The organism is Cellulomonas marina (assembly GCF_900111925.1).
In the GTDB taxonomy this organism is placed as follows: Bacteria; Actinomycetota; Actinomycetes; order Actinomycetales; family Cellulomonadaceae; genus Cellulomonas; species Cellulomonas marina.
Genome location: NZ_FOKA01000023.1, coordinates 1 through 25,342 on the forward strand (window position 1 = coordinate 1; position 25,342 = coordinate 25,342).

At 74.7% G+C, this 25,342-nt stretch carries 23 protein-coding genes; 11 read left to right on the forward strand and 12 right to left on the reverse strand.

Annotated features, from left to right (window positions below; all coding sequences use genetic code 11):
* The coding region (locus BM048_RS17100) for a transposase (RefSeq protein ID WP_175499613.1) at positions 1 to 203 on the reverse strand (203 nt) is incomplete at its 3' end.
* 250 nt (positions 204 to 453) lie between these two features.
* Here BM048_RS17100 and BM048_RS17105 point away from each other — a divergent pair.
* Together BM048_RS17105 and BM048_RS17110 are read left to right on the forward strand one after the other, a co-directional pair.
* Positions 454 to 687 (forward strand): ribbon-helix-helix protein, CopG family, encoded by a 234-nt coding sequence (locus BM048_RS17105; protein ID WP_175499614.1) that lies wholly within the window; start codon positions 454 to 456, stop codon positions 685 to 687.
* Entirely contained in the window at positions 684 to 926 is a 243-nt protein-coding gene (locus BM048_RS17110) for a toxin (protein ID WP_090035126.1), read from the forward strand. The genes BM048_RS17105 and BM048_RS17110 overlap by 4 nt, the downstream gene beginning before the upstream one ends.
* A gap of 51 nt (positions 927 to 977) precedes the next feature.
* On the opposite strand, the gene BM048_RS17115 is transcribed toward BM048_RS17110, so the two are convergent.
* From BM048_RS17115 to BM048_RS17135, 5 genes are all read right to left on the reverse strand, one after another.
* Entirely contained in the window at positions 978 to 1,382 is a 405-nt protein-coding gene (locus BM048_RS17115; RefSeq protein WP_139224528.1) for an HNH endonuclease signature motif containing protein, read from the reverse strand.
* Between the two features lie 98 nt (positions 1,383 to 1,480).
* A complete protein-coding gene (locus BM048_RS17120) occupies positions 1,481 to 1,969 on the reverse strand; it encodes a hypothetical protein (protein WP_090035131.1) in 489 nt (162 codons plus the stop codon).
* A gap of 59 nt (positions 1,970 to 2,028) precedes the next feature.
* Entirely contained in the window at positions 2,029 to 2,388 is a 360-nt protein-coding gene (locus BM048_RS17125) for a Rieske (2Fe-2S) protein (protein WP_373308476.1), read from the reverse strand.
* The gene (gene nirB, locus BM048_RS17130) at positions 2,385 to 4,868 is read right to left on the reverse strand and encodes a nitrite reductase large subunit NirB (protein WP_275407361.1); all 2,484 of its coding nucleotides are present in this window, start codon (positions 4,866 to 4,868) and stop codon (positions 2,385 to 2,387) included. Before nirB ends, BM048_RS17125 begins: the two co-directional genes overlap by 4 nt.
* A 2-nt stretch (positions 4,869 to 4,870) precedes the next feature.
* Positions 4,871 to 7,423, reverse strand: a complete 2,553-nt coding sequence (locus BM048_RS17135) for a molybdopterin oxidoreductase family protein (RefSeq protein WP_090035132.1) — start codon at positions 7,421 to 7,423, stop codon at positions 4,871 to 4,873.
* Between the two features lie 345 nt (positions 7,424 to 7,768).
* Here BM048_RS17135 and BM048_RS17140 point away from each other — a divergent pair, with 345 nt between their 5' ends.
* Complete coding sequence (locus BM048_RS17140; protein ID WP_090035135.1) at positions 7,769 to 8,356, forward strand: mycothiol transferase; 588 nt, start codon at positions 7,769 to 7,771, stop codon at positions 8,354 to 8,356.
* 42 nt (positions 8,357 to 8,398) lie between these two features.
* Positions 8,399 to 8,779, forward strand: a complete 381-nt coding sequence (locus BM048_RS17145; RefSeq protein WP_090035138.1) for a UBP-type zinc finger domain-containing protein — start codon at positions 8,399 to 8,401, stop codon at positions 8,777 to 8,779.
* A 66-nt stretch (positions 8,780 to 8,845) separates the two neighbouring features.
* On the opposite strand, the gene BM048_RS17150 is transcribed toward BM048_RS17145, so the two are convergent.
* Entirely contained in the window at positions 8,846 to 10,306 is a 1,461-nt protein-coding gene (locus BM048_RS17150; RefSeq protein WP_342351384.1) for a DNA polymerase IV, read from the reverse strand.
* 225 nt (positions 10,307 to 10,531) lie between these two features.
* Between BM048_RS17150 and BM048_RS17155 the strand changes: the two genes are divergently transcribed.
* Positions 10,532 to 12,076, forward strand: a complete 1,545-nt coding sequence (locus BM048_RS17155; protein WP_090035144.1) for an MATE family efflux transporter — start codon at positions 10,532 to 10,534, stop codon at positions 12,074 to 12,076.
* A 6-nt stretch (positions 12,077 to 12,082) separates the two neighbouring features.
* On the opposite strand, the gene BM048_RS17160 is transcribed toward BM048_RS17155, so the two are convergent.
* Complete coding sequence (locus tag BM048_RS17160) at positions 12,083 to 12,859, reverse strand: sulfite exporter TauE/SafE family protein (protein WP_239079067.1); 777 nt, start codon at positions 12,857 to 12,859, stop codon at positions 12,083 to 12,085.
* 151 nt (positions 12,860 to 13,010) lie between these two features.
* On the opposite strand from BM048_RS17160, the gene BM048_RS17165 reads away from it, so the two are divergent.
* A complete protein-coding gene (locus tag BM048_RS17165) occupies positions 13,011 to 13,298 on the forward strand; it encodes a hypothetical protein (protein ID WP_090035148.1) in 288 nt (95 codons plus the stop codon).
* Between the two features lie 139 nt (positions 13,299 to 13,437).
* On the opposite strand, the gene BM048_RS17170 is transcribed toward BM048_RS17165, so the two are convergent.
* Positions 13,438 to 14,382 (reverse strand): DUF808 domain-containing protein, encoded by a 945-nt coding sequence (locus BM048_RS17170; RefSeq protein WP_090035151.1) that lies wholly within the window; start codon positions 14,380 to 14,382, stop codon positions 13,438 to 13,440.
* Between the two features lie 206 nt (positions 14,383 to 14,588).
* Here BM048_RS17170 and BM048_RS17175 point away from each other — a divergent pair, with 206 nt between their 5' ends.
* Positions 14,589 to 15,947, forward strand: coding sequence for a serine hydrolase domain-containing protein (locus BM048_RS17175; protein ID WP_090035154.1), 1,359 nt, complete (start codon positions 14,589 to 14,591; stop codon positions 15,945 to 15,947).
* 121 nt (positions 15,948 to 16,068) lie between these two features.
* Here the strand turns inward: BM048_RS17175 and BM048_RS18350 are convergent, their stop codons facing one another.
* Together BM048_RS18350 and BM048_RS17180 are read right to left on the reverse strand one after the other, a co-directional pair.
* A complete protein-coding gene (locus BM048_RS18350) occupies positions 16,069 to 16,218 on the reverse strand; it encodes a hypothetical protein (protein ID WP_175499615.1) in 150 nt (49 codons plus the stop codon).
* Positions 16,219 to 16,350: 132 nt separating this feature from the next.
* Entirely contained in the window at positions 16,351 to 18,975 is a 2,625-nt protein-coding gene (locus BM048_RS17180; protein ID WP_175499616.1) for a SpoIIE family protein phosphatase, read from the reverse strand.
* Positions 18,976 to 19,201: 226 nt separating this feature from the next.
* Between BM048_RS17180 and BM048_RS17185 the strand changes: the two genes are divergently transcribed.
* The gene (locus tag BM048_RS17185) at positions 19,202 to 21,211 is read left to right on the forward strand and encodes a choice-of-anchor I family protein (protein ID WP_175499617.1); all 2,010 of its coding nucleotides are present in this window, start codon (positions 19,202 to 19,204) and stop codon (positions 21,209 to 21,211) included.
* 160 nt (positions 21,212 to 21,371) lie between these two features.
* Positions 21,372 to 21,938, forward strand: a complete 567-nt coding sequence (locus BM048_RS17190; protein ID WP_090035159.1) for a hemerythrin domain-containing protein — start codon at positions 21,372 to 21,374, stop codon at positions 21,936 to 21,938.
* Positions 21,939 to 21,987: 49 nt separating this feature from the next.
* Here the strand turns inward: BM048_RS17190 and BM048_RS17195 are convergent, their stop codons facing one another.
* Positions 21,988 to 23,403: a threonine/serine exporter family protein gene (locus BM048_RS17195; protein WP_090035162.1), complete on the reverse strand. Its 1,416-nt coding sequence runs from the start codon at positions 23,401 to 23,403 to the stop codon at positions 21,988 to 21,990.
* A gap of 323 nt (positions 23,404 to 23,726) precedes the next feature.
* On the opposite strand from BM048_RS17195, the gene BM048_RS17200 reads away from it, so the two are divergent.
* Together BM048_RS17200 and BM048_RS17205 are read left to right on the forward strand one after the other, a co-directional pair.
* Positions 23,727 to 24,839: a tyrosine-type recombinase/integrase gene (locus tag BM048_RS17200; RefSeq protein ID WP_090035165.1), complete on the forward strand. Its 1,113-nt coding sequence runs from the start codon at positions 23,727 to 23,729 to the stop codon at positions 24,837 to 24,839.
* A gap of 103 nt (positions 24,840 to 24,942) precedes the next feature.
* Entirely contained in the window at positions 24,943 to 25,329 is a 387-nt protein-coding gene (locus BM048_RS17205) for an ArsR/SmtB family transcription factor (protein ID WP_090035168.1), read from the forward strand.
* Positions 25,330 to 25,342 lie beyond the last annotated feature (13 nt).

Here is a 25,342-nt window from a genome sequence, read left to right on the forward strand (position 1 = left end):
AAGTCCCGATGCCGGTAGCCGTTGCGGGTGTTGACCCGCTCGGTGCTGCGGGCACCGTACTCGGCGCCGCAGATCGCGTCCGCCTCAGCACCCATCAGAGTGTCGATGAAGACGCCGAGCAGCTCACGCAGCAGATCGGGGCTGGCGGTGGCCAGGTGCTCGTGCAAGAAGCGGGCAGGGTCCAGACTGGGTCCAGCGGTCATCGCGGGTCCTTCTCTCGAGTCGACTTGGTAGGTCTCTCGAAGAATCACGCGGTGACCGCCTACACGTCTACGACGACGCCCTCACCAGGGCCGGGCTCGCACACCACTCTGCGGGACGCCACTGCCGCACCACCGGCCGCTCCGTCCACGAGTCGATGGGTTCGTGGGACGACGTCGTGCACTGGTCGTCGAGCGCTGTGCGCGGCGCGAAGGTCTCGATCTCATCGTGATTTCGTCATACGCTACCGGCGTGGTTGACGACGAGCAGATCCAGAGATGGGCGGATGAGGCCGAGGCCGGTTACGACGTCGATGCCCTGATTCGCCGTCGACGTGGCCGCCCCGGCCGCGGTGCGGAGCCCATGCAGGTGGTGGCCGTCCGGCTCACCGCCGAAGAGCTGGAGGCGCTGGACGCTGCGGCCGCCAAGAACCACATGACCAGGTCCGAGGCGATCAGAGCGGCCCTCTCCCACTTCGCCGCATGAGGGTGCACCGCAGCGCCCTCAAGCACGGCGTCTCTGCTGAGGACGCGATCCAGGCGGCGCAATGGCCGATGTGGATCGAGCCGATCAGCGGTGACGGCGAGCCCCTGCGGGAGCTGCGGCTCGGGTTCGACACGCGGGCCCGACTCCTCGAGACGGTGGTGCTGATCCTCGGTGATCACGACGCTCTCGTGATCCATGCGATGCCTGCGCGCAAGAAGTACCTGGATCTCCTGCCCTGAGCCGCGCAGACGTCGGTCCGATGACGAGCCGGGCGAGGACCGTCGTCGACCTCACATCGGCGTAGCGCGATGCTCCTGCCAGTGCTGAGCCAGCCAGTCGACCTGTTCCGACCTGAGGCGCAGGTGCAGCTCCTGCCCGTGCAGTCGGCCGTACTGCGGGTAGCGGGCGAGTTCGGGCGCGACGTCCACGGACAAGCGCGAGGGAGAGACGGAGAGCATCCCGTCGTCGAAGAGGCGGTGGATGTCGCGCCGGAGCATGAGCCCGCCGTGCCGGAGGTGCGTGCCCAGCTGTGCGTAGCTGTAGAGGTGGCCCGCTTCGAGGACGCGTTCCGGGGCAGGTCCTGAGAACGCGCAGACCTGCCCTTGCTCGGCCAGCAGGTGCTCGCGGAACTGCCGCTGGCCACGCCGCACACGCACGAGCGCCCTGCCGTGTCCCTGTGGTGGCGCGAACTCCACCCTGAAGGACCCTGCGGGAGGGATCGAGAGGCTCAGGTCGGCACGCGCAACCAGCCGATCGACGGCGCGCACCGCACCGCGCGCAGCAAGTGCGGCCGTCAAGCCGGCCCAGTGCAGAGGTCGCATGGCATTATGTCCCCGGTGTTCACGGCGAGGAGCCGGAGCTCCGTCTCGTCGAGCGCGCCCTCCAACGACGTCCACGCGGCGTCGTACCGCGCGCGGTACTCGGTCACCCGCACGAGGTCAGGGAGCGCCTCGGGGAACTCGTCCTTGCACTTCATGCAGCGGAATCGCGGTGTCCGGCTCCTGCGCTCGCTGATCCTCGTCGTGCGGCACGTCGGGCAGCGGCTGAGCAGCTTCGTCCCCGGTGCCGTCTCGATCTCCTCGATCACCGACACACCGAGCAGACGATGCTTGTCCCACAACGCGATCGGATCTCCGACCGCCAGATTCCGATGGTTAGGGACGTTGCTGTCCCACGAGTAGTACGCGTCGATCTGGTCGTCGTAACCGTCGTTCCCCCCGTGGCCACGGTCGTCCCCGGCGGCCATCAGCAGCCACGCGCGCCTCGACCCGCTGTCGACCATGGTGGACAGCTTGCCGTAGACGACGTGCGATCAGACGCCTCCGGTCGTGCAGAAGACGGTCAGCCGCCGACGACCACCCAGCCGTCCTCCTCCGCCACCGGGAACACCGACAGCGGGCGCTGACCCGTCAGGCAGGCGCCCGTCGCCAGCTCGAAGGTGTTCCCGTGCAGCGGGCACATCACCACGCGCGCATCGGTCTGGCCGTCCGCGATCGGGCCGCCGCGGTGCGGGCACACCGCCGACACCGCGTGCAGGGCGCCCGTGCGCAGCCGGAACACCGCGACCTGCTCGCCGGCGACGGCGAACGCACGGCCCTCGCCCGGCGGCAGGTCCGCCACCCGGGCGACCCTCGTCGCCGGCAGCCCACGCACCACGCCGTCCGGCGTCGCCTCCGACACCACCGCCTCCTCCGCGCTCACCGGACCGGCACCTGCGGCAGCACCGACAGCGGCAAGGACGTCCGGAACTGGCCCGGCTCCACCGGGCTGGCCCCCTCCTGCCACGGGTCGACGTAGGCGTCCACCGACTCCTGCACCCGCTCGTCGAGCCCGGCGGCCAGGCCGTCGCGGTCGTCGACGAGGATCGCCTTCAGCTCCTCCAGGCCGACCCGGGGGACGAAGGTGTACGTCCGCTCCAGCCAGTGCGCGTTCTCGCGGTAGTACTGCATGAACCGCCCGGCCAGGGTCAGCACCTCCTCGCGGGAGTCGACGGTCGCCAGCAGGTCCCCCTTGCGGATGTGCGCGCCGGCGGCCCCGCCGACGTAGACCTCCCAGCGACCCTCGCCGATCGCGACGACGCCCACGTCCTTGACGAGTGACTCCGCGCAGTTGCGGGGGCAGCCGGACACGGCGAGCTTCATCTTCGCCGGGCTCTCCAGGCCCTGGTACCGGCTCTCCAGGTCGATCCCGAGGCCGGTGGAGTCGTCGAGCCCGAACCGGCAGAACTCCGTGCCGACGCACGTCTTCACGGTGCGGAAGCTCTTGCCGTACGCGTAGCCCGACGGCATGCCCAGGTCGCCCCAGACCTTCGGCAGGTCCTCCTTGCGGATGCCGAGCAGGTCGATGCGCTGGCCGCCGGTGACCTTGACCAGCGGGACCTGGTACTTGTCGGCGACGTCGGCGATGCGGCGCAGCTGGTCCGGCGTGGTGACGCCGCCCTTCATCTGCGGCACCACCGAGAACGTCCCGTCGCGCTGGATGTTGGCGTGCACCCGGTCGTTGACGAACCGGGCGTCGCGCTCGTCGACGTGGTCGTGCGGCCAGACCACGCGCAGCAGCGAGGTCAGCGCCATCTTCGACCTCGCGTCGTCGGCGCCCTCCGGCGCGAGCGCCGCGAACACCGCCGACACGGACGTCAGGTGCCGTTCCTTGATGGCGGCGACGAGCTCGGGCTTGGTCATCGGGATGCCTGGCACGTACCAGGACGCCGAGGGGTCCTCCTCGACCTTGCCGCCGGCGGCCCACTCGACGATCTGCGCCACCAGCCCCTTGCAGGACCCGCAGCCCTTGCCGGCACGGGTCTTGTCCATGACGGACCCGACGGTCTTGCACCCACCGTGGACCGCCCCGCAGATGTCCCCCTTGGACACGCCGTTGCAGTTGCAGACGGCGGCCTCGTCGGACAGCTCCGCGACCGACACCTCGTCCGGCGGGGCACCGATGTCGAAGAGCATCTGCACGCGCTCTTCCGGCAGCGCCATGCCGCGGTCGAAGGCCTGCACGAGGAACGCCGTCTTGCGCACGTCGCCGAGCAGCGTCGCGCCGATGAGCCGGCCGTCGCGCACCACCAGCGACTTGTGCACGCCCTTCTTCGGCTCGGAGAACACGATGTGCTCGTCCGTCTCACGCTGCGGGGCGACGACACCCATCGACGCGACGTCCACGCCGGCGACCTTGAGCTTCGTCGCCGTGCGGGAGCCGTGGTACGCCGCGGCGGGGTCCGCCCCGGTCAGCACGTCGGCGATGACCTTGGCCTGCTCCCACAGCGGGGCGACGAGGCCGTACGTCTCGCCGCGGTGCTGCACGCACTCCCCGACCGCGAACACGTCGTCGGACTCGACCGTGCGGAGCTGGTCGTCGACGACGATGCCGCGCTCGACCGTGAGGCCCGACATCTGCGCGATCTCGGTGTTCGGCCGGATGCCCGCCGCCAGCACCACCATGTCGCACGGCAGGAAGCGCCCGTCCTTGAGCTCGATGCCCTCGATCTGCTCCCGGCCGCGCACGGCGGTCGTGCGCCCGCCGCAGACGACCTCGATGCCCAGCTTCTCGATGCTGCGCTGCAGGATGCGGCCCGCGGCCTCGTCGAGCTGGGCGTTCATGAGATGCCCCGGGCCGTGCACCACGGTGACCTGCATGCCGTGGCTCTGCAGCCCGGCCGCCGCCTCGAGGCCCAGCAGGCCGCCGCCGATGACGACCGCGCGCTCGTGGTCGCGGGCGTAGGCGATCATCCGGCGCGTGTCGTCGAGCGTGCGGAACGTGAAGACGGCCTGGTGGAAGCCGCGCCGGGGGTCGCGCAGGTGCGTGATCTCCGGGACGAACGGCACCGAGCCCGTGGCGATGACGAGCTGGTCGTACGGCTGCACCCCGCCGGCCCCGTCGACCACGACGTGCGCGAACGGGTCGATCCGCGCCACCCGCACGCCGGCGCGCAGGTCGATGCCGTTCTCCGCGTACCAGGCGACCGTGTTGAGGAAGATGTCCGCCTCGTCGTCCAAGCCCTGCAGGACGTTGGACAGCATGATGCGGTTGTAGTTCCCGTACGGCTCCTCCCCGTACATCGTGATGTCGAACTGGTCCGCCCCACCGCGGGCCAGCACCTCCTCGACCGTGCGGGCCCCGGCCATGCCGTTCCCGACGACGACGAGGCGCCGCTTCGGACCGACCGCGTGCGCGCCCACGCTCAGACCTCGACCAGGCCGAGGTCGACGACGAGCACGCCGCTCGCACCGTCCGGGGCGGACACCTGCAGCTCGACGACCGTGCCGGCCTCGAGGTTCTCCACGACGCGCAGCGGCACGTGCGTGTCGGCCTTGGCGCCGACGGGGAAGTACCGCATGGGCTCCCCGTCGCGCAGCAGCACGACGCAGGCCAGCTCGTCGGAGCTGTTGCCGCCCCGGAAGTAGACGGTCTGCGCGACGGCGCCGTCCGGCACCTCGTACACCAGCGCCGGGCTGAACGGCACGGGCTGGTCCAGGCCCTTGCCCGTGAACGGGGCGATGGTCTGCAGAAATCGGGGGGTGGAGGGCACGGCGGTTCCCCTGTCAGGTCGGCGGGCGGAGGTGGCGGACGTGCGGATGGACGCGAGGGCGCTGGTCGGGGCGACGAGGGTCGTCGCGGGCGGGGGCGGCACGGGCTCGTCGGCGCGGGCCACCGCCACCGCGCAGGCCTTGAAGGCCGGCATCCGCGACAGCGGGTCGAGCCGGTCGTCGGTCAGCGCGTTGGCGTGGCCGGCGCCCGGGCCGCCCCCGCCCCAGTGGAAGGGGACGAAGACCGTGTCGGGCCGGATCTCGTCGGTCAGCCGCACGCGGAAGACCGCGCTGCCGCGGCGGGTGGTGAGCCGGACGTGGTCGTCGTCCCCGACGCCGTGGCGGCGGGCGAGGTCGGGGTGCAGCTCGGCGCGCGGCTCGGGCTGGGCGAGGGACAGCTGCCGGACGCGACGGGTCTGCGCGCCGGACTGGTACTGCTCCATGAGCCGGCCGGTCGTGAGGACGTAGGGGTAGGCGCCGCCCGTCGGCTCCACGCGCTCCTGCCACGTCACCGGCACGCACCGCGCGCGCCCGTCCGGCGTCGCGAACCGTTCGGCGAACAGCCGCGGCGTGCCCGGGTGGTCCTCCGACGGGCAGGGCCAGAACACGCCGTCCTCGGCGTCGAGGCGCTCGTAGGTGATGCCCGCGTAGTCGGCCGTGCCGCCCGCACTGGCCTGCCGCAGCTCGTCGAACACGGTCCGCGGGTCCGTCGGGAACTTGTCCCCCTGACCGAGGCGGGTCGCGAGCTCGTGCATCGTCGCCAGGTCGTCGCGGACGCCGGCCGGCGGGTCGATCGCCTTGCGGCGGTGGATGACGCGGCCCTCGAGGTTCGTCATCGTCCCCTCCTCCTCCGCCCACTGGGCGGTGGGGAGGACGACGTCCGCGAGCGCCGCGGTCTCGGAGAGGAACAGGTCGCTGACGGCCAGGAAGTCCAGGGCCTTCAGGCGCTCGACGACGTGCGTGCCGCGCGGCGCCGACACCGCGATGTTGGAGGCCATCACCAGCAGGCCGCGGACGCCGTCGTCCCGGCCCAGCCGGTCGAGCATCTCGTAGGCGCTGCGGCCCGGGCCAGGCAGGGAGTCGGGGTCGACGCCCCACACGCCGGCGACGTGCGCGCGGGCCGTCGGGTCGTCGAGCCGGCGGTAGCCCGGCAGCTGGTCGGCCTTCTGGCCGTGCTCGCGCCCGCCCTGGCCGTTGCCCTGGCCGGTGAGCGTGCCGTAGCCGGAGCCGGGGCGGCCCGGCAGGCCGAGCGCGAGCGCGAGGTGGATGAACGCCGTGGCGGTGTCGGTGCCGGCGGCGTGCTGCTCGGCACCCCGCGCGGTGAGGACCATCGCGGCCGGCGCCTCGGCCAACGCGTGCGCCACCCGTCGCAGGTCGGCGACCGCCACGCCCGTGATGCGCTCGACCCGGTCCGGCCAGAAGGACGCCACCGACGCGCGGACCGCCTCGAACCCGCTGGTCCGCGCCGCGACGTACTCCTCGTCGACGAGGCGGTCCTTCACCACCACGTGCAGCAGCCCCAGCGCCAGCGCCAGGTCCGTGCCGGGCACGGGCTGCAGGTGCAGGCTCGCGCCCTTGGCGGTGGCCGTCCGCCGCGGGTCCACGACGACGTGCAGCGCGCCGCGCTCACGGCCGGCGTCGACCCACTGCATGGCCGGCGGCATCGTGGCCGCGGCGTTGCTCCCGACGACGAGGAGCACGTCGGCGGCGGCCACGTCCTCGAGCGGGAAGGGCAGCCCCCGGTCGATGCCGAAGGCGCGGTTGGCGGCCGTCGCCGCGCTGCTCATGCAGAACCGGCCGTTGTAGTCGATCGCCGACGTGCCGAGCGCGACCCGGGCGAACTTGCCCAGCGCGTAGGCCTTCTCGTTCGTCAGCCCGCCGCCGCCGAAGACGCCCACGGCGTCCGGGCCGTGCACGGCCTGGGTGGTCCGCACGGCGGCCGCGATGCGGTCGTACGCGTCCTCCCACGTCGTCGGCACCAGGCGCGACGAGCGGTCGCCGGGCACCGCGCGGACCAGCGGCGCGAGCAGGCGCTCCGGGTGGTCGAGCAGCTCGGCGGCGGTCCAGCCCTTCGAGCACAGCCCACCGCGGTTGACGGGGAACGTCTCGTCGGGCTGCAGCTCCGCCGGCCGGTCGCCGGCGTGCAGGACCATCCCGCACTGCAGGGAGCAGTACGGGCAGTGGGTCCTCGTGGCGGTCCGGCTCATCGCGACCCAGCATCGGCGGGGCGTGTTTCGCCCGGTCGCGCGGCTCGTTACGTCTCGCGCTCGTCGAGCGCACAGGCGACGTCCGTCCCCGGTGAGGTGGCGCGGTGAGGGTCGCTCGGAAACTCGTCCCCGGATCGGGGAACACGTCGCGGGATGCGCCGGTTGTGGACCGTGCGCACCGGTTCATGACCCCCGGGCTCAACCACAGCCGCTACGAGCGGCCTCGCGCCGTGAGGCGTCTGCCGGTGCGCAGCGACGGGCGGTACCCCTCGGGGTGCCGCCCGTCGTGCTCCCCGGGTCCCGGCACCCTTCCGCCGTGTCGGACGCCGGCCCTACGGTCGGTGCATGGCCGACGACGACATGCCGTGGGAACCGCCCGCAGCGGGGGACGAGCTCGCGCACCTGACCGCCGCGGTCGACCGGATGCGCACCACGTTCCGGTGGAAGGCCGACGGGCTCGACGCCGCGGGGCTGGCGCAGCGCGTGGCTCCTTCGCAGCTCTCCCTCGGCGGGCTGCTCAAGCACCTCGCCGCCGTGGAGGACCTGACCTTCACGTGGAAGCTGCACGGGACGCACCCCGGGCAGCAGTGGGACTTCCAGTCGTGGGGCGACAACGGCACGGAGATCCTCGCCGCGGGCGACGACAGCCCCGAGACGCTCTACGCGACGTGGGACGACGCCGTCGCCCGGTCCCGCGAGCGGCTGGACGCCGTGCTCGCCGACGGTGGCCTCGACACGGTCGCCTCCCTGGGGGACGAACGGGGCCACCTCAGCCTGCGCCGCCTGCTCTTCGACCTCCTCGAGGAGTACGGCCGGCACACGGGCCACGCGGACCTGCTGCGCGAGGCCGTGGACGGGCGGGTCGGCGAGGACCCGCCGCAGGGGTGGGTGCCGGAGTCCGGCGCGCCGCTGGCCTGGATCCGCAACCGCTGACCGACCGCTGACCTGCTCGACCTGCTCGACCTGGAGGCGACGATGACCACCGACCTGCCCGGCATCGACCTCGACGTGCCGCCGTCGGGGCCCGGGTGCGTGGAGTGCGAGCGGGACGGGAGCTGGTGGGTGCACCTGCGCCGGTGCGCGGCCTGCGGGCACGTGGGGTGCTGCGACGACTCGCTGCACCGGCACGCCACCGCGCACGCCCACGCCGAGCGGCACCCGGTCATGCAGAGCTACGAGCCGGGCGAGGACTGGTTCTGGGACTACGAGCGGGGCCGTGCGTTCGCGGGGCCGGACCTCGCTCCCCCGACGAGCCGCCCGGTCGACCAGCCGGTGCCCGGGCCGGCCGGGCGCGTGCCCGCCAACTGGCGCGAGCAGCTCGCGGCCCGGGACGAGCGGGAGGGGCGGGGTCGCTGACGCGTCCTGCGGCGCAGGACCGGAGGCACGGATCCGTCGGCGGGTCGCTCGTCGGAGTGGTGCTGGTCAGCGGGCCTGCTGCGCCGGCTGCCCGTCCGGGCCGAGCGCGCCGACGAGCCATAGGGGCTCGTCGGGCACGGGCAGCACGCGTTGCGGGCCGCGGCCGGTGGCCGCCGTCTCGAAGCGGACGGCGATGTGCCGCGGCCGCACGGCGACGACCCAGCCGCGCCCGTGCTCGGGGTGCTCGACGTCCATCCCGGGTGACGTGTTGTGCGGGGTGGCGAGGACCGGCCCGTCGGCGGTCGGGGCGCTCGCCTCGTCGGCGCCGTCCGGTTCCTCGTCGTCCGACGACATCCCCGTCGTGGCCCCCTCGCCCGTCGGCTCCTCGTCGAGCGCGAGCGTGAGCTGGGCGTGCTCGGACAGGCCGTGGAAGCTCACCCCGAGCAGGCGCACCGGCGCGGCGACCTCCGCGGCCTCCAGCGCCGCGAGCGCCGCGGTCCGCAGCGGCCCCTCGTCGGACGTGGGGTGGGGCAGCGTCGTCGAGCGGGTGAGCGTGGTGAAGTCGGCGAGCCGGACCTTGACCACGACCGTCCGCGCAGCGGCCCCGGAGCGGTGGAGCCGGCCGAGGGCGGCGGGCAGCACGCGTTCCAGCGCGCCCCGGACCTCCGCGCGGCCCACGACGTCGGCGGCGAAGGTCCGCTCGGCGCCGACGGACTTCACCTCGCGCGTGACCTCCACCGGCCGGTCGTCCCACCCGCGCGCCATCGCGTGCAGGAGCGTCCCCTGCGCCTGCCCGGTCAGCTCGACGAGGACGTCGAGGCGCTGCGCGCGCAGGTCGGCGACGGTGCGCACGCCCACCCTGTCCAGCGCCGCGGCCGTCGCCGGCCCGACACCCCACAGCGCCCGCACCGGCAGCGGCAGGAGGAAGCCGTCCTCGTCCTCCGGCGGAACCACCAGCAGCCCGGCGGGCTTGGCCGCGTCGGAGGCCAGCTTCGCCACGAGCTTCGAGCGCGCCATCCCGATGGTCACCGGGAGCCCGCACCGGCGGGCCACCTCGGCGCGCACGTGCTCGGCCGTCGCCCGCAGGTCCACCGGCGGCCGCACGAGGGCGGGGGCTCCGTCCTCCCCCTCGACCGGTCCCGCGTCGAGGTCGGCGAAGGCCTCGTCGATGCTCAGCGGCTGCACCCGGGTCGCGTGCTCGCGGAGCACGCCCATGAGCACAGCGGAGAACGCGCTGTACGCGTCGAACCGCGGGACGAGCACGGCCGCCGTCGGGCAGAGCCGGCGCGCGCGGGCCATGGGCATCGCGGAGCGCACGCCGTAGGCACGCGCCTCGTAGGAGGCCGCTGCGACCACCCCGCGGCCGCCGACCCCGCCCACCAGCACCGGCTTCCCCGCGAGGCTCGGCTTCTGCAGCTGCTCCACGCTGGCGAAGAACGCGTCGGCGTCCATGTGCAGGATGCTCGGCCGGTCCCGCAGCCGCGGTGCGACCGGCACGGGCACCGGGCCGACGGCCGGCGTCCTCACCGCTGCCCCCGGTCGACGCGGGCACGACGGCCACCGGCGTCACGGCGACGGGCACCGCGAGGGACAGATGTGGCACAGGTCACAGTCGTTCGAGTTGACCAATCCCCCGGTCGTATCGATTCGATAGTCGTGCTGGAGCGACCGGCACGACCGAGCACGCGACCCGCCACCACCGTCACACCTCTCGCCACATCCCTCCTCCTCCCGCTGCGGAGCCCCTCAGTCATGCCCCAGGTCCTCACCGCCGGCCGTCCCTGGCGTGTCATCCTCCTCTTCGCCGTCCCCCTGCTCGTCGGCAACGTCGTCCAGCAGCTCTACCAGGTCGCCGACGCCGTGGTCGTCGGCCGCGTGCTGGCCGTCGAGGCGCTCGCCGCCGTCGGCGCCACCGGCTCCTTCCTCTTCCTGCTCATCGGGTTCGCCTGGGGCATGACCACGGGCTTCGCCATCCCGACGGCGCAGGCCGTCGGCGCCGGCGACGCGCGGGCGGTGCGGCGGTCCGTGGCCGCCGGCACGGTCCTGACCGCCGCGGTGTCCCTCCTGCTCACGGTGGCCGCACCGCTGCTGGCCGCGCCCGCGCTGCGCCTGCTGCACACGCCCGAGGAGCTCGTCCCGCAGGCGACGACGTTCGCCGTCGTGAGCTTCCTCGGCGCGGGCGCGACGATGGCGTTCAACCTGCTGTCCGCGGTGCTGCGCGCGCTCGGCGACTCCCGCACCCCGCTCGTGTACCTCGTGGTGAGCTGCGCGCTCAACATCGTGCTCGTCGTGGTCGCGGTGCCGGTGCTCGGCATGGGCGTGGGCGGTGCGGCGCTGGCGACCGTCGTCGCCCAGGGCGCCTCCGTCGCGCTGTGCCTGCGGCACGTGCGGCGCCACGTCCCGGCGCTGCACGTGCGCCGCGAGGACTGGCGGCTGACCCGTGGGGAGCTGGCCCTGCACCTGCGGCTCGGCCTGCCCATGGGGTTCCAGGCCTCCATCATCGCGATCGGCTTCCTGGCCGTGCAGGTGCGCCTCAACGAGCTGGGGCCGGACGCGGTGGCGGCCTGGACGACCGGCATGCGCGTCGACAACCTGGCGGTCGCGCTGCTCGCCTCGCTCGGCCTGGCCGTGTCGATGTTCGTCGCGCAGAACCACGGCGCCGGCCGGCCGGACCGCGTGCGGGCCGGGACGCAGCAGGCCCTCGTCCTGGGCGTGGTCGGCTCCCTCGTCATCGGGCTGGTCGTCGTGCTGGGCGGCGCACCGCTGGTGCGGCTGTTCGTCGGGTCGGGCGAGGAGACGGTCGTCGGGATGGCGGCGTTCCTGCTCGCCGTCAACGGCGCCTGCTACGTGGTCCTCGGCGCCCTCTTCGTCCTCCGCGGAGCCCTCCAGGGACTCGGCCACACCGTGGTCCCGACCGTCACCGGGGTGCTCGAGCTCGGCTGCCGAGTCGGCGCCGCCGTGGTGCTCGGGGGCGCCTTCGGGTACCCCGGCGTCGTGTGGGGCAACCCCCTGGCGTGGCTGGCGGCGTTCGTCCTGCTCGTCCCGGCGACCGTGCACGCGCTGCGCGGCACGACGGCGGGCACGACGGCGGGCGCCGCGATCAGCACCTCGACGAGCACCTCGGCGAGCATCCCGACGAGCATCCCGACGAGCACTGCCCCGTCGGAGCCTCCGGTCGCCGTCCACGGCGAGCCGACGTCGGCCGACGTGACGCCGGAGGCCGTCGCCGCGGAGGTCGCCGTGCTCCCGGAGCAGCGCGATCACGACGAGGTCTCGCCCACCAGGGCGTGCGCCTGACCGGCGTCAGCCGGACAGCACGTCCCACCCGAGCCGGGCGACGAGCACGGCGACCACCACGAGGAACACGACCCGCACGAGCCGGCTGCCGCCGCGCACGGCGGTGCGCGCCCCGAGGTACCCGCCGACGAGGTTGGCGACGCCCATGGAGGCCCCGAGCCACCACAGCACCGACCCGTGCAGCGCGAAGACGAGCAGTGCGCCGAGGTTCGTCGCGAGGTTGACGATCTTGGCGGTCGCGCTCGCCTCCAGGAAGCCGTAGCCCAGCAGCCCGACGAGCGTGAACACGAGGAACGCCCCCGTGCCGGGCCCGGCGATGCCGTCGTACCAGCCGATGACGGCGCCCGTGCCGGCCGCGGCCAGCAGGTGCCGGTGCCCGCTGAACCGCAGCCGGGTCGTCTCCCCCAGCGCCGGCCGCACGGCGGTGTACACCCCGACGACGACGAGCGCGACGAGCACCACCGGCTGCAGCACGCCGGGCGGCACGGCCGTGGCCGACAGCGCCCCGAGCCCGGCCCCCAGCGCGGCGACACCGGCCATGGGCAGCGCCGTGCGCAGCGACGGCTGCACGCGCCGGTAGTAGGTCAGCGCGCTGACGGCCGTGCCCATCGCGCCGGCGAGCTTGTTCGTCGCGAGCGCCTGGACCGGCGACACCCCGGGCGTCAGCAGCAGCACCGGCAGCTGCACCAGCCCGCCCCCGCCGACGACGGCGTCGACCCACCCCGCCGCCAGCGCGGCCAGCAGCAGGAGGACGAGGGTGGAGGCGTCCAGGGACGGGAGCAGGTGCTCGAGCGTGGGTCCGGTCCTCTCGGGGGTCCGCCGGGGCGGAGTCGGCACGTCCGCGCAGGTCGCCCGGCGGCGGTCGGCGACGAGCATAGGCACCGGCAGCGCGCGCTCCTTGACGCGGTCAGGCTACGTGCGCCAGCGTCCGCCCATGACTGCCAGCCGACCCGCCCAGCCGGACGGACGAGGACGACGCACCGCCCGCGCACCGCTCGCCCTGGCGCTCGTCGGGGCGCTGCTGCTCGCGCTCGGGCTCTGGCTGCTCTGCCGGCCCACCTACGCGGCCTCGTTCGGCTGGACGGCGTACGCGCCGCTCTCCGAGGCGGTGTTCTCCCCGCGTCCCTGGCGCCTGTGGCTCGGCACAGCCCTCACCCCGGTGGCGACCCTGCTGCTCGGCACCGCCCTCGGCTGGTGGTGGCGGGGGCGCCGGTCGCGCTGACCGGACGACGGCGAGCGCCCGGCGGACTCCGCGCCCGGCGGACTCCGCGCCCGGCGGACTCCGCGCCCGGCGGACTCCGCGCCCGGCGGACTCCGCGCCCGGCGGACTCCGCGCCCGGCGGACTCCGTGCCCGTCGGGCTCAGTGCGCGGCGGCCTCGCGGCGGCGCGGCAGCAGGTGGATGACGGCGACGACGACCGCGCCGACGACGAGCCCCACCAGCGCCGAGGCCAGCGTGTCGACGAGCCAGGCCAGGAAGCCACCCACGCCCGGCACGCCGGCGACGGCCTCCTCGGCGTGGTGCACGAGGTCGTACAGCCCGTGCCACCCGAGCTCGTCGACCCCGACCAGGAGGATGTGCCCGCCGACCCACAGCATGGCGACGATGCCGACGCTGGACAGGACGGAGAGCACCTTCGGCATCGCCGCGACGAGGAACCGCCCGGTCGCGGCCGTCGCGCCGTTGCCGGTGCGCGCCAGGCGCAGGCCGATGTCGTCCATCTTCACGATGAGCGCCACGACGCCGTAGACCAGGATCGTGATGGCCAGGGCCACCACGACGAGGATGAGCGCCCGCGACACGAGGGGCTCGTCGGTCACCTCGTCGAGCGCGATGACCATGATCTCCGCCGAGAGAATGAAGTCCGTGCGGATGGCGCCGGACACCATCGTCTTCTCGGTGGGCGCGTCCTGCGCCGCAGCCGGGGTCGTCGTGTGCTCCTCCGCGTGCCCGCTGACGAGCTCCCAGACCTTCTCCGCGCCCTCGAAGGCGAGGTACGTGCCGCCGAGCATGAGGATCGGCGTGAGCAGCCACGGCACGAACTGGCTGAGCACCAGGGCGGCCGGGAGGATGAACAGCAGCTTGTTGCGCAGCGACCCCAGCGCGATGCGCCGGATGATGGGCAGCTCGCGGTCCGGCGTGAAGCCGCTGACGTAGCGCGGCGTGACGGCCGTGTCGTCGATGACGACGCCCGCCGCCTTCGCGCTGGCCCGGCCCGCGGCCGCACCCACGTCGTCGACCGAGGCCGCCGCCAGCTTGGCGAGCGCGGCGATGTCGTCCAGGAGCGCCGCGAGTCCGCCGGCCATCCGTCCCCCTCGTCAGGCGCCGCGGCGGCCGGTCCGGCCGCCTGGTGGCGTGCGCCAGGTCGTCAGGGTAGGGCCACCGGCCTCCGTCCGCGGTCGGAGACGCCGGCGCGGGTCCGGCGGGCCGATCTCCGTCGGGCGGCCGATGCGGACGCCGCGCCCGTCCTCGCAGGCTGGGGGCACGTGGCACCCGATCCGAGGAGGCACCGATGTCGTCCGCCACCGCCCGTCCCGCCCGTCCCGCCCGTCGCCGCCCGCTCGTGCGCGGCCTCGTCGCCGGCGCGCTCGCCCTGCCGCTGGCCGTCCCGCTCGGGGCCGCACCCGCCGTGGCCGCGGCGCCGGGGCCGGGCACCGAGGACCCCACCGCCACGGCGCGCGCCGTGCTCGAGGCCGCTCGTGCGGCGCAGGCCGCTGTCGCCGCACCCGCCGCGCCGTCCGCGTCCCGCGCCGCCGGTCCCGCCGGTCCCGCCTCCCCGACGTCACCCGCCGGACCCGGCGACGACGCCGCCGCGCTGGGTGCCGCCGTCGACGCGCTCGTCGCCGGCGGGGCGGTGGCCGTGACCGCGCGCGTGGACACGCCGGACGGGACGTGGTCCGACGCCGCGGGCACCCGTGAGCTCGGGGGCCGCGCCCCCGCTCACGACACGGACCGCTTCCGCGTCGCGAGCAACACGAAGCCGATGATCGCCACGCTCGTCCTGCAGCAGGTGGAGCGCGGCGCCCTGTCGCTCGGCACGCGCGTCGAGGACGTCCTCCCCGGGCTGCTGCCCGGGCACCCCGAGGTGACGGTCGAGCACCTGCTCAGCCACCGGTCCGGCATGCCGACCGGCACGGACGCCCTCCTCGCCGCCCGGATGAGCGACCTCACCTCGCTCGAGCAGCTCTTCGCGGCGATGGGGCAGGACTACACCGACGCCGACCACGTCGCCGCGGCGCTGGCCACCCCGTGGGTCGCCGAGCCCGGCACCGCCTTCTCCTACAGCAACGCCGGCTACGTGGTGCTCGGCATGCTGCTCGAGCGGACGACCGGGCGGGACCTGGGCGACCTGCTGCGGGAGGGCGTCTTCCGCCCCGCCGGCATGCGGCACAGCGCCTTCCCCGACGAGCCGCAGCACCGCGGCCCGTTCCTGTCCGACGCGGCGTGGACCGGCACGCAGGGCCTGGGCTGGAGGTCGCTGACCGGATTCGACCCGGACGTGTTCGGCGCGGCCGGTGCGGTGACGAGCACGACGAGAGACCTGTCGTCGTTCACGGCCGCGCTCCTGTCCGGCCGTCTCGTCGACCCCGCCACCGTCGCGGACATGACGACGCCGCGCAGCGACGAGGTCCTCGAGTACGGGCTCGGCGTGTACCGCGTGCCGGACCCCTGCGTGGCACCGGGCGCGGAGCCGGCCTACCTGTACGGCCACGACGGCGCGTCCTTCGGCACCCTGTCCCTCGCCCTGTCGTCGCCGGACGGCGAGCGGCGCGTCACCCTGGGCGTGACCGGCCGTGACCTCACGGGTGGCACCGAGCCGCTGTACGACCTCGGCACCCTCCTGGTGCCGATGCTGCTGTCCACCTGCTGACCGGCTCCCCCGGCCCGCGGTGCGGCACGACCGCCGCCACGAGGCGCCGGGGACGACGGAGGCCCGGACCCCCAGAGGGTCCGGGCCTGCTGGTCGTGAGGTCGGCGTGCGGGGCCGACGCTCAGCGGGCGCGACGCGGGGCGGCCGCCGACGAGGCGGCGGTCCGCGAGCGCTGCTCGCGCAGCGCCAGCGCCCGGCGACGACGCTCGGCCGCCTCCTGCTGGCGCTGGTGGTGGAGGGACTGGTGCAGGTCGAGGATCACGCGGGTCACGTCCTTCGGTCGTGCCGACCACGGTGGTTGTCGCGAAACGGTGGCGCGGGGTGTGCGCCTGGCAGGACAACGTCCCTGCCGCCTCGGATCATCCCATGACCGGTGCCGACGTGCCCGTCGGTCCCGCCGGCGTCACCCCTCCGCGCGCAGGTCCGCCGGGAGCACCCGCGGCCCGGCCTCCGCCGGGCGCTCCTGGTCCTCGGGGTGCAGGCGCACCGCCAGGAGCGCGACGTCGTCCTGCGCGTCCGGGGCGAGCGCGGCGATGAGCCGGTCGCAGAACTCGCCCGTCGGCAGGCCGGCGAGCCCCTCCGCGGTGGTGCGCAGGCGCTCGAGGCCCTGCGTGAGCCCCTCTCCCCGCCGCTCGACGAGACCGTCGGTGTAGAGCAGGAGCAGCGAGCCGGGGTCGAGCTCCGCGACGTGGTCGTGCCGGTCCGCGCCGGTCACCAGCCCGAGCAGGATGTCCGACGGCCGCGCCAGCAGCTCCGCCCGGCCGTCGGGGTGCACGAGCAGGGGTGGCAGGTGCCCGGCGTTGGACCACCGCAGGCGCCGGCGCCCGGCCGCCGCGAGCTCGGGCGTCTGCTCGACCTTGGCGAGCACCGCGGTGGTGAGGGACCCGATGGCGAGGTCGTGCATCGCCAGGTCGAGCGAGCCGAGGATGATCGCGGGCGGCTCGACGACGGCGTGCGCACCGCCGCGCAGCACGTTGCGCACCTGCGCCATCGCCACGGCGGCCCGCAGGTCGTGCCCGGCCACGTCCCCGATGACCAGGCACGTGCTGCCGTCCCGGACGAGGAAGGCGTCGTACCAGTCGCCGCCGATCTGCGCGCCGCGCGTGGCGGGCACGTACCGGGCGACGAGGTGCAGGTGGTCCGGCTCGGGCAGGGCCGTCAGCAGGCTGCGCTGCAGCTCCTCGACGAGGGTGCGCCGGGTCGCGTTGAGGTGCGCGTTGTCCAGCGCGAGGCCCACCTGCGAGACGACGTCGGCGAGCGTGCCGAGGTCGTCGGGCGAGAAGGTCCCCCGCTCCGCGCGGTTGACGAGCGTCAGGAGTCCGCGCGTGTGGCCGCGGCCGCGCACGGGCAGCACGACGGTGGCGTGCGGGGCGAGCCGCTGCAGGAGCTCGTGCGCCGGGCCGGCGTCGAGCAGGTCGCCGGCGGCCTGCTCCCCCGCCTGCACGACCGTCACGGGCCGTCCGGTGCTCAACGCCCGCGCGACCGGCGACGTCCGGGTGAGGGCCGGGACCCGCAGCCGCAGGTACTGCTCGAGGTCGTCGCTGCGGGCCGGGTCGGCGTCCCGCCCCGCGACGTCGCGCAGCCGGTGCTCCCAGGGGCCGTGCCCGTCGTCGAGGAGGCTGGCGACCGCGAGGTCCGCCAGCTCCGGCACGAGCACGCCGACGACGGCCTCGAGCGCGGCGACGGGGTCGAGCGTCTCGGCGAGCACGCCCGCCACGCCGGCGAGCAGCGCCGAGCGCCGCTGCGCGCGCTCCGTCGCCTCCAGGGCGCGCCGCCGGGCCGTCACGTCGGTGAAGTACGCGGCGACGCCGCCGTCCTCGGGCACCGCGCGCACCTCGAACCACGCGTCGAGCGGCGCGGGGTAGTAGGCGTCGAAGACGGCCGGCTCCCCCGTCGCCGCCACGCCGCGGTAGCTCGACTCGAACGTCGAGCCGACGGCCGCGGGGAACGCCTCCCACACGACCTCTCCGAGCAGCCGGTCCCGGGGTGCCCCGAGGATCCGCTCGGCGGCGGTGTTGACGTAGGAGAAGCGCCAGTCCGCGTCCAGCCGGAAGTACCCGACCGACATCCCCTCGAGGATCTCGCGGACGCGCTCCTCGCCCACGCGCAGCGCCGTGGTGTCGGTGGTGACGCCGACGACCTGCTCGGCCTCGCCCCCCGGCCCGGGCAGCGCGCGGCCGCGCGCGCTGATCCACCGCGTCGTGCCGTCGGGCCGCACCACGCGGAACTCGGCCTCGTACACGCCGCACGCGGCGATGGCCTCGCTGAGCGCGACCCGCACCGGCGGCAGGTCGGCCGGGTGCAGGCGCGCGTCGAACGCGTCGATCGTGCCGCCGAAGGACTGCTCGTCGTACCCGAAGGCCTCGAGCAGCGCGGCGTCCCAGTGCAACGACCCGTCGCGCAGGTCCCAGCGGAAGGTGCCCAGACCCGCCGCCTCCGCAGCGGTGGCCAGCAGGTCGCTGCGCTCGGCGTCGGCGTACTGGTGGTCGAGCCGCGCCACCTCGCACTGCCCCGCCGCGGCGGCGGCGAGCTCGCGGAGCGCCTCGACCTCCGCCCCGGTCCAGACGCGGGGCTCCGGGCCGTGCACGCACACGGCGCCGACCGCGTGCCCCGCGTCACCGACGAGCGGCACGGCGACGTACGCGACGAGGCCGCCGGCGCGGACGGCCTCCGCGTCCGCGGTCCGCGGGTCGTGCACGGCGTCGGTGACCACGAGCTCCTCGCCGCGCGCGACGACGCGCGTGCACAGCGCGGCCTCCAGCGACGTCCGCGTGCCGGCGGGCCCGGGGCCGGGGCCGACGGCGCCGACGACGACCCGCTCGTCGGTGAGCAGGCAGACCTCGGCGGACGGCGCCCGCAGCAGCCGGGCCGCGAGCGCGGCCACCACCTGCAGCGCCGCGTCGCCGCGGGACGTCGCGGCGGCCAGCAGGCGGCGGGCGGACTCCGTGCGGCGGGCGTCGGCGACGGCGGTGCGCGCCGCCTGCGCGTCCTGGTCCACGTCCCCCGTGCCTCGCGCAGCAGCGTCCACGCCGTTCCTCCAGCCGGTCCCCGGCCGGCCGACCGGCCGTCCCGGGACGATTCTCCCAGCATCCCGCCGCGCCGCCGACCGGCCCGGAGGCCGCCGTCGTTCATTCCGCGGTCGGCCGCCCGTCCCGTCGTGGTCGTCCCGACGACCACGGGACGTCACCGGCCGCCCCTAGCGTGCGCACCGCCCGGCGCCGCGCCCGCGCGCCGTCCCGACCCGGAGGACGACCATGCCCGCACGCCCCCGCACCCGCAGCAGCCGCCTCGCCGTGGGGGTGGTCGGGACGGGGCTCGTGCTCGGCTGCGTCGGGACCGGCACCGCGACGGCCGGTGCCGGCACGGAAGGTGCCGGAACGGTCGCGCCCGTGGTCCTCTCCGCCGACGACGCCGCGATCGGCCTGCGTCCGGTCGGCACCTACGCGACGGGCGTGTTCGACGAGTCCGCCGCCGAGATCGTCGCGTACCACGCGGGCACCCGGCGGCTGTTCGTCGTCAACGCGCAGGCGGGGCGGGTCGAGGTGCTCGACGCGTCCGACGCCTCGTCGCCGGCGAAGGTCGCCGACCTGGTCACGGCGGGTACGGCGGCGGTGGACGGCTCCGTCGTCCCGGCCGGTGCCGTGGCGAACTCCGTCGCCGTGCGCGCCGACGGGCTCGGGGTCGTCGCGGTCGAGTCGGACGTGAAGACGGACCCGGGCTGGCTCGTGCTGTTCGACGCCGCGGCGGCGACCCCGCGCGTGCTCGGGGCCGTCCGGGTCGGCGCGCTGCCGGACATGGTGGCGCTCGACGCGGAGGGTCGGACCGCGGTCGTCGCGAACGAGGGCGAGCCGTCCGACGACTACACGGTGGACCCCGAGGGCTCCGTCTCCGTCGTCGCCCTGCCCGACCGGGTGCCCGCACGACCCGGCACGGTCCCGCAGTCCGCGGTCCGCACGGCCGACTTCCACGCCTTCGAGGCGCCGGGGGCGCTCCCGGCCGGCGTGCGGGTCTTCGGCCCGACGGTCGACGCGGCCCACCCCGTCTCCGCGAACCTCGAGCCGGAGTACGCCACGATCGTCGGCTCGACGGCGTACGTGACGCTGCAGGAGGCGAACGCGATCGCGGTGGTGGACCTCACCAGCGCCACCGTCACGCGCGTCCTGCCCCTCGGGTCGAAGGACCACGGCCTGCCGGGCAACGGGCTGGACACCTCCGACCGGGACGGGGCCGTCGCCATCCGCACCGTCGAGGGGCTGCGGGGGCTGCCCATGCCCGACGCGATCGCCTCGTGGTCCCGCGCGGGCCGGACGTACCTCGTCACGGCGAACGAGGGCGACGCCCGCGAGTGGGGCGACTACGTCGAGGAGACCCGCGTGAAGGACCTCGGTGAGGACGGGCTCGCGCCGGTCTGCGCGGACTCGCCGCTGGCAGGTCGCACGGCGGACGACGACCTCGGCCGCCTCACGGTCACGACCGCGAGCGGGCTGCGGGCGGACGGCTCGTGCTACGAGACGCTGCACGCGTTCGGCACCCGCTCGTTCTCCGTCTGGGACACCGACGGCACGCTCGTCTTCGACTCCGGGGACGCGTTCGAGCAGCTCACGGCGCAGGCCCTGCCCGGGTACTTCAACTCCGGGCACGCGGGCACCGCGTTCGACGACCGCAGCGACGCCAAGGGTCCCGAGCCCGAGGGGGTCGCCGTGGGCACGGTCGGCGGACGCACGTACGCCTTCGTCGGCTTCGAGCGGGTGGGCGGGATCGCGGTCCTCGACGTCACCGAGCCCGAGCGGTCCGCCTTCGTCACGTACGTCAACGACCGGGACTTCTCCGTGTCGGTGGAGGACGACGGCGAGGAGAGCCTCGCCCGCGCCGGCGACCTCGGCCCCGAGGGCCTGACGTTCATCCCGTCGTACGAGTCGCCCACCGGCACGCCCGTGCTGGCCGTCGCCAACGAGGTGTCGGGCACGACGACGCTGCTGGCCGTCGACGTGGCCGCCCCGACGGGCACGGTCGCCGAGGTGCAGGAGGCGCTGGCGGGGTACCGCGCCGCCGGCGAGGTGGCCGGGCCGGTGGCCTACCTGACGGACCTGCACCTCGCGCAGGCCCAGCGCTGGCTCGACCGCGGCCGCACCGAGCAGGCGGGGCGCGAGCTGACGCGGTTCGTCGAGCGGCTGCAGCAGCCGACCGGCCCGAGCACGGTGACGCCGGGGGCGCGGGCGGACCTGGCCGACCGCGCCACGCAGCTGGCGGGCTCCCTCTCCTGATCCTGTCCTGATCCTGTCCTGACCCGGTCCTGACGCGGTCCGGCGCCCGGTGGTGGCGCCGGACGAGGTGACGGACGCTGGTCGGGACCGGCGTGCAGGGCGCCGGCCCCGACCAGGTGCCCGTGCGACGCGTCGGCGGGCGCCGTCCCGAGGAGTCCCCGTGACCGACACCCAGGCCGCCCCCGACGTCGTCGACGTGCTCACCGCCGACCACCGCGAGTTCCTCGAGCTCCTGGGGCGCATCGAGGGCACGACCGACCCCGCGCTCCGGCGCGACCTCACCGACACCGTGATCGCCGAGGTGATGCGGCACGCCGTCGCCGAGGAGATGTACGTCTACCCCGCCATCGCCGAGCACCTGCCCGGCGGCGAGCAGGAGGTGGAGGAGGACAAGGCCGAGCACGAGGAGATCGTGCGGATCATGAAGCGGCTCGAGCGCACCGACACCGACGAGGCGGAGTTCCTCGCCCTCGTGCGCGAGCTGCAGGCCGACCTCACCGAGCACATCGCGGAGGAGGAGGCGGACCAGTTCCCCCGCCTGCGGGCGCACGTGCCCGCGGCGACCCTCGTGGAGCTGGCCGGCAAGGTCGAGACCGCCAAGCGCCTGGCGCCCACGCGCCCGCACCCGACCGCGCCGCACTCCGAGCTCTTCCACAAGACGCTCGGCGCCGGCGTCGGTCTCGTCGACCGGCTGCGCGACCGCCTGACGGGCCGCACGACGGACTGAGGCGCCCGCGGCCGCACGCGTCCGCGGACACGTGCGGCGCCGGGCCGGGTCAGGAGGTGAGGACCCGGCCAGCCCGGTCCGGGTGCCGCCGGGAGCGCGCGCGGCGGTGGACCGGCGCGGCCAGGATCTCCCCCAGGGTGACGCCGGCCGCGAGACCGAGCCCGACCGTGGCCGCTTCGAGCAGCACCTCGGCCCCGGCCAGCAGGCTGCTGCCGTCGTCGACGACGAGGAACAGGCCGCGGTAGATCGCCAGCCCCGGCAGGAGCGGCACGATCGCGCAGGTGGCGGTCACCAGCGCCGGGACGCGCAGGCGCGGGGCGAGCGACTCGGAGGCGAAGCCGACGGCGAGGGCCGCGCCCGCGCTCGCGACGCCGGGACCCACCTCCAGGGCGCGCAGGACGGTGAAGAGCAGCCAGGCAGTGCCACCGGCCGCGGCGGCGACGGCGGCGGCCCGGGGACGCGCGTACGACGAGAGCGCCCACGCCCCGGCCACCACGGCGGCGGCGACGGCCTGCACCCCCACCGGCGCCGCGCCCGTGAACTCGTCCACGACCTCCAGCCGCACCCCGAGCCGGCGCGCGACGTCGAGCACGCCGCCGATGCCGACGACGATCCCGAGCGTCAGCAGCACCACCTCGAACACCCGCCCGCTGGCGGTCACGGGGAACCCGCCGATCGCGTCCTCCGCCGCCCCGACGAGCGAGAGCCCCGCCAGGAGCACGACGATCCCCGACGCGACGACGAGCGAGGGCGGCAGCGTGGCCAGCTCGACGGGCAGCAGCGGCACGAGCACGAGGAGCAGCACGGCGACGGCGGTGGCCACGGACGCGCCGACGACCTGCAGGAAGAAGGGCGGCAGCCCCCAGCGCGCGAGCGCCCGCATCGTCCGGTCGATCACCGCCGTGGTCCCGCCCGCGAGGAGCGCCACCCACGCCCCGCCGCCCAGCAGCACCGACACCCCTGCGGCCATGACCGACAGGACGAGCGTGACGACCGCGGGGCGGTACGGCGCCGGCGCGGCCAGCACCTCGTCGAGCGCGAGGTGGGCGGCGTCGACCACGACAGCCGCCTCCGCCGTGGGGACGCGGCGCCCCGACAGGTCGGCCGCCAGGTCCAGGACCCGCGCGAGCCGGTCGTAGTCGGCCGTCCGCGACCCGGCCACGCGCATCACGGTCACCGACGTGCCCGTGCCCGCCAGGTCGTTGCTGACCGTGATCGAGGTGAAGGTCAGGTCGACCTGCGTCCCGACGAGGCCGAACGCCGCGACCAGCCGGTGGATCGCGGCCGTGACGTCCGCGGCCGCGGCGCCGAGCGAGAGCATCGCCTCCCCGGTCCGCACCGCCAGCTCGAGGACGCCGTGCACCGTGGCGGTGTCGAGACCCGCGGCGGGCGGCCGCGCGGCGACGGGGACCCGCGGCGGTCCTCCCCTGGCCCGCCGGGTCAGGTGCCGCACGTCCCACCGCATCCGAGGAGGCTACGCGGCACCGGGAGGTCGAGGGGCACGCCGGGTGGACGGCGGACCGCTCGTCCGACTGCTGGTGCGGCTCGGGGACGACGAAGGCCCGGACCGTCCGGTCCGGGCCTCGTCACTGTGTAGCGGGGGCAGGATTTGAACCTGCGACCTCTGGGTTATGAGCGACGCAACCTTGCCCAGCACGGCGCCCAGGACTAGCGTCGGGAGCGGCGTTGCCGCAGGTCAAACGCAATTTTCCCTGTTCGCCGGCGTTCGGCGATATCCGTCCACGTACGGGTGCCGCTGCTGACCAACTGCTCACCACAGGAGGTTCGATGGGCTGGGTCGTCGAGCGGTCCAGGCAGCGCGGACGGCGGTACACCGCCGTCTACCGCGACACCCACGGTCACCTTCGCTCCGCCGGCACGTTCGACACCCGCCGAGAGGCCGAGCGTGCAGCGATGCGCGCCGAAGACAGGATCCACGACGGCACGTGGATCGACCGGCGCGCAGGCCGCGTGACGTTCCGGGCGTATGCCGAGGAGGTCTGGTTGCCGTCACGCCACCTCGAGGTCTCGACGCTCGCCGCATACCGCTCGTACTTGCGGCGGCACTTCGTCCCGTTCTTCGGCGAGATGAAACTGGCGCAGATCACGGCGTCGAACGTGCAGACCTGGGTCCGATCGGCGCTCGACCAGGGCCTGTCCCCTCGGTCCATCGCCAAGTACCACGTGATGCTGCACTCCGTGTTCGCCCGCGCGGTCCGAGACCGGCTCATCGCCTTCAACCCGTGCGAGAGCACGGAGCTGCCGAAGGTGGTGGCCAAGAAGGCGCGAACCCTTACACCCGAGGAGTACTCCGCCGTTCTGGCGGAGATCCCGGTGAGGTTCAAGCCCTTGGTGATGACGGCGATCGAGACCGGGCTCCGGTGGGGCGAGCTCGTCGCTCTGAGACCGCGCCACGTCGACTTCCTCCGTCGCACGATCACCGTCGAGGAGACGATCGTCGAGGTGTCGCGGAAGGACTCCCCCACGGGTGAGCGCCTCATCGTCAAGCCCTACCCGAAGGACGACGAGTCCCGCACACTCCGGGTGTCGCAAGGCCTTCTCGACGTCCTCGCTGCGCGCATCGCGGAGCTCGGCCTGGCTCGCGACGACCTGCTCTTCCCGTCGCGCGAGGTGGCCGGCGGGCATCCGCTCTCCCGCGCGACCTTCAACACGCGCCACTGGAGGCCGGCGGTCGAACGCGCCGGGGTCGACTTCCCCGTCCGCATGCACGACCTACGGCATGCGCATGCCTCGTGGCTGCTTGCCGGCGGCGCCGACCTCAAGTCGGTCATGGAACGCATGGGCCATGCGCAGATCATGACGACGCAGAAGTACCTGCACACGCTGCCGGAGGCACAAGACGCCGCCCTGGCCGCCTTCGAGCGGATCCGTTCGAGGTAGCTGATCTGATGGAAGTCCGGCCGTCGAGCCACGCTGCGGTCGGAAGAGCGCCGCAGAGGCGAGCAAGTTGTCGGGGATCGGAAGAGTCTGGCATCATCGCCTTATGTCGATGATACAGCCGAGACACGATGTACGTGAGGGCTCGCTTCTCGTCGCAGCCTGCCTCTTCCATGGATTCTCCGACGCATCGCGCCTGTCGATCGTGCGGCATCTGGCGCTCGGTGAGCACCGGGTGGTGGACCTGACGGCGCACCTGGGTCTTGCGCAGTCGACCGTGTCCAAGCATGTGGCGTGCCTGCGCGAGTGTGGCCTGGTGAGCGCAAGGACGCAGGGCCGGGCAACGCACTACTCCCTAGCGCACCCGGAGGCGACCCTTGCCCTCCTGGAGGCCGCCGAGCAGTTGCTCGAGCTGACCGGGGAAGCGGTCGCGCTGTGCCCGAACTACGGCACCGGTGCGAGCGCAGCGACCATGTCCGGCGGTGTCGCGTGAGCGCGGCGACTGC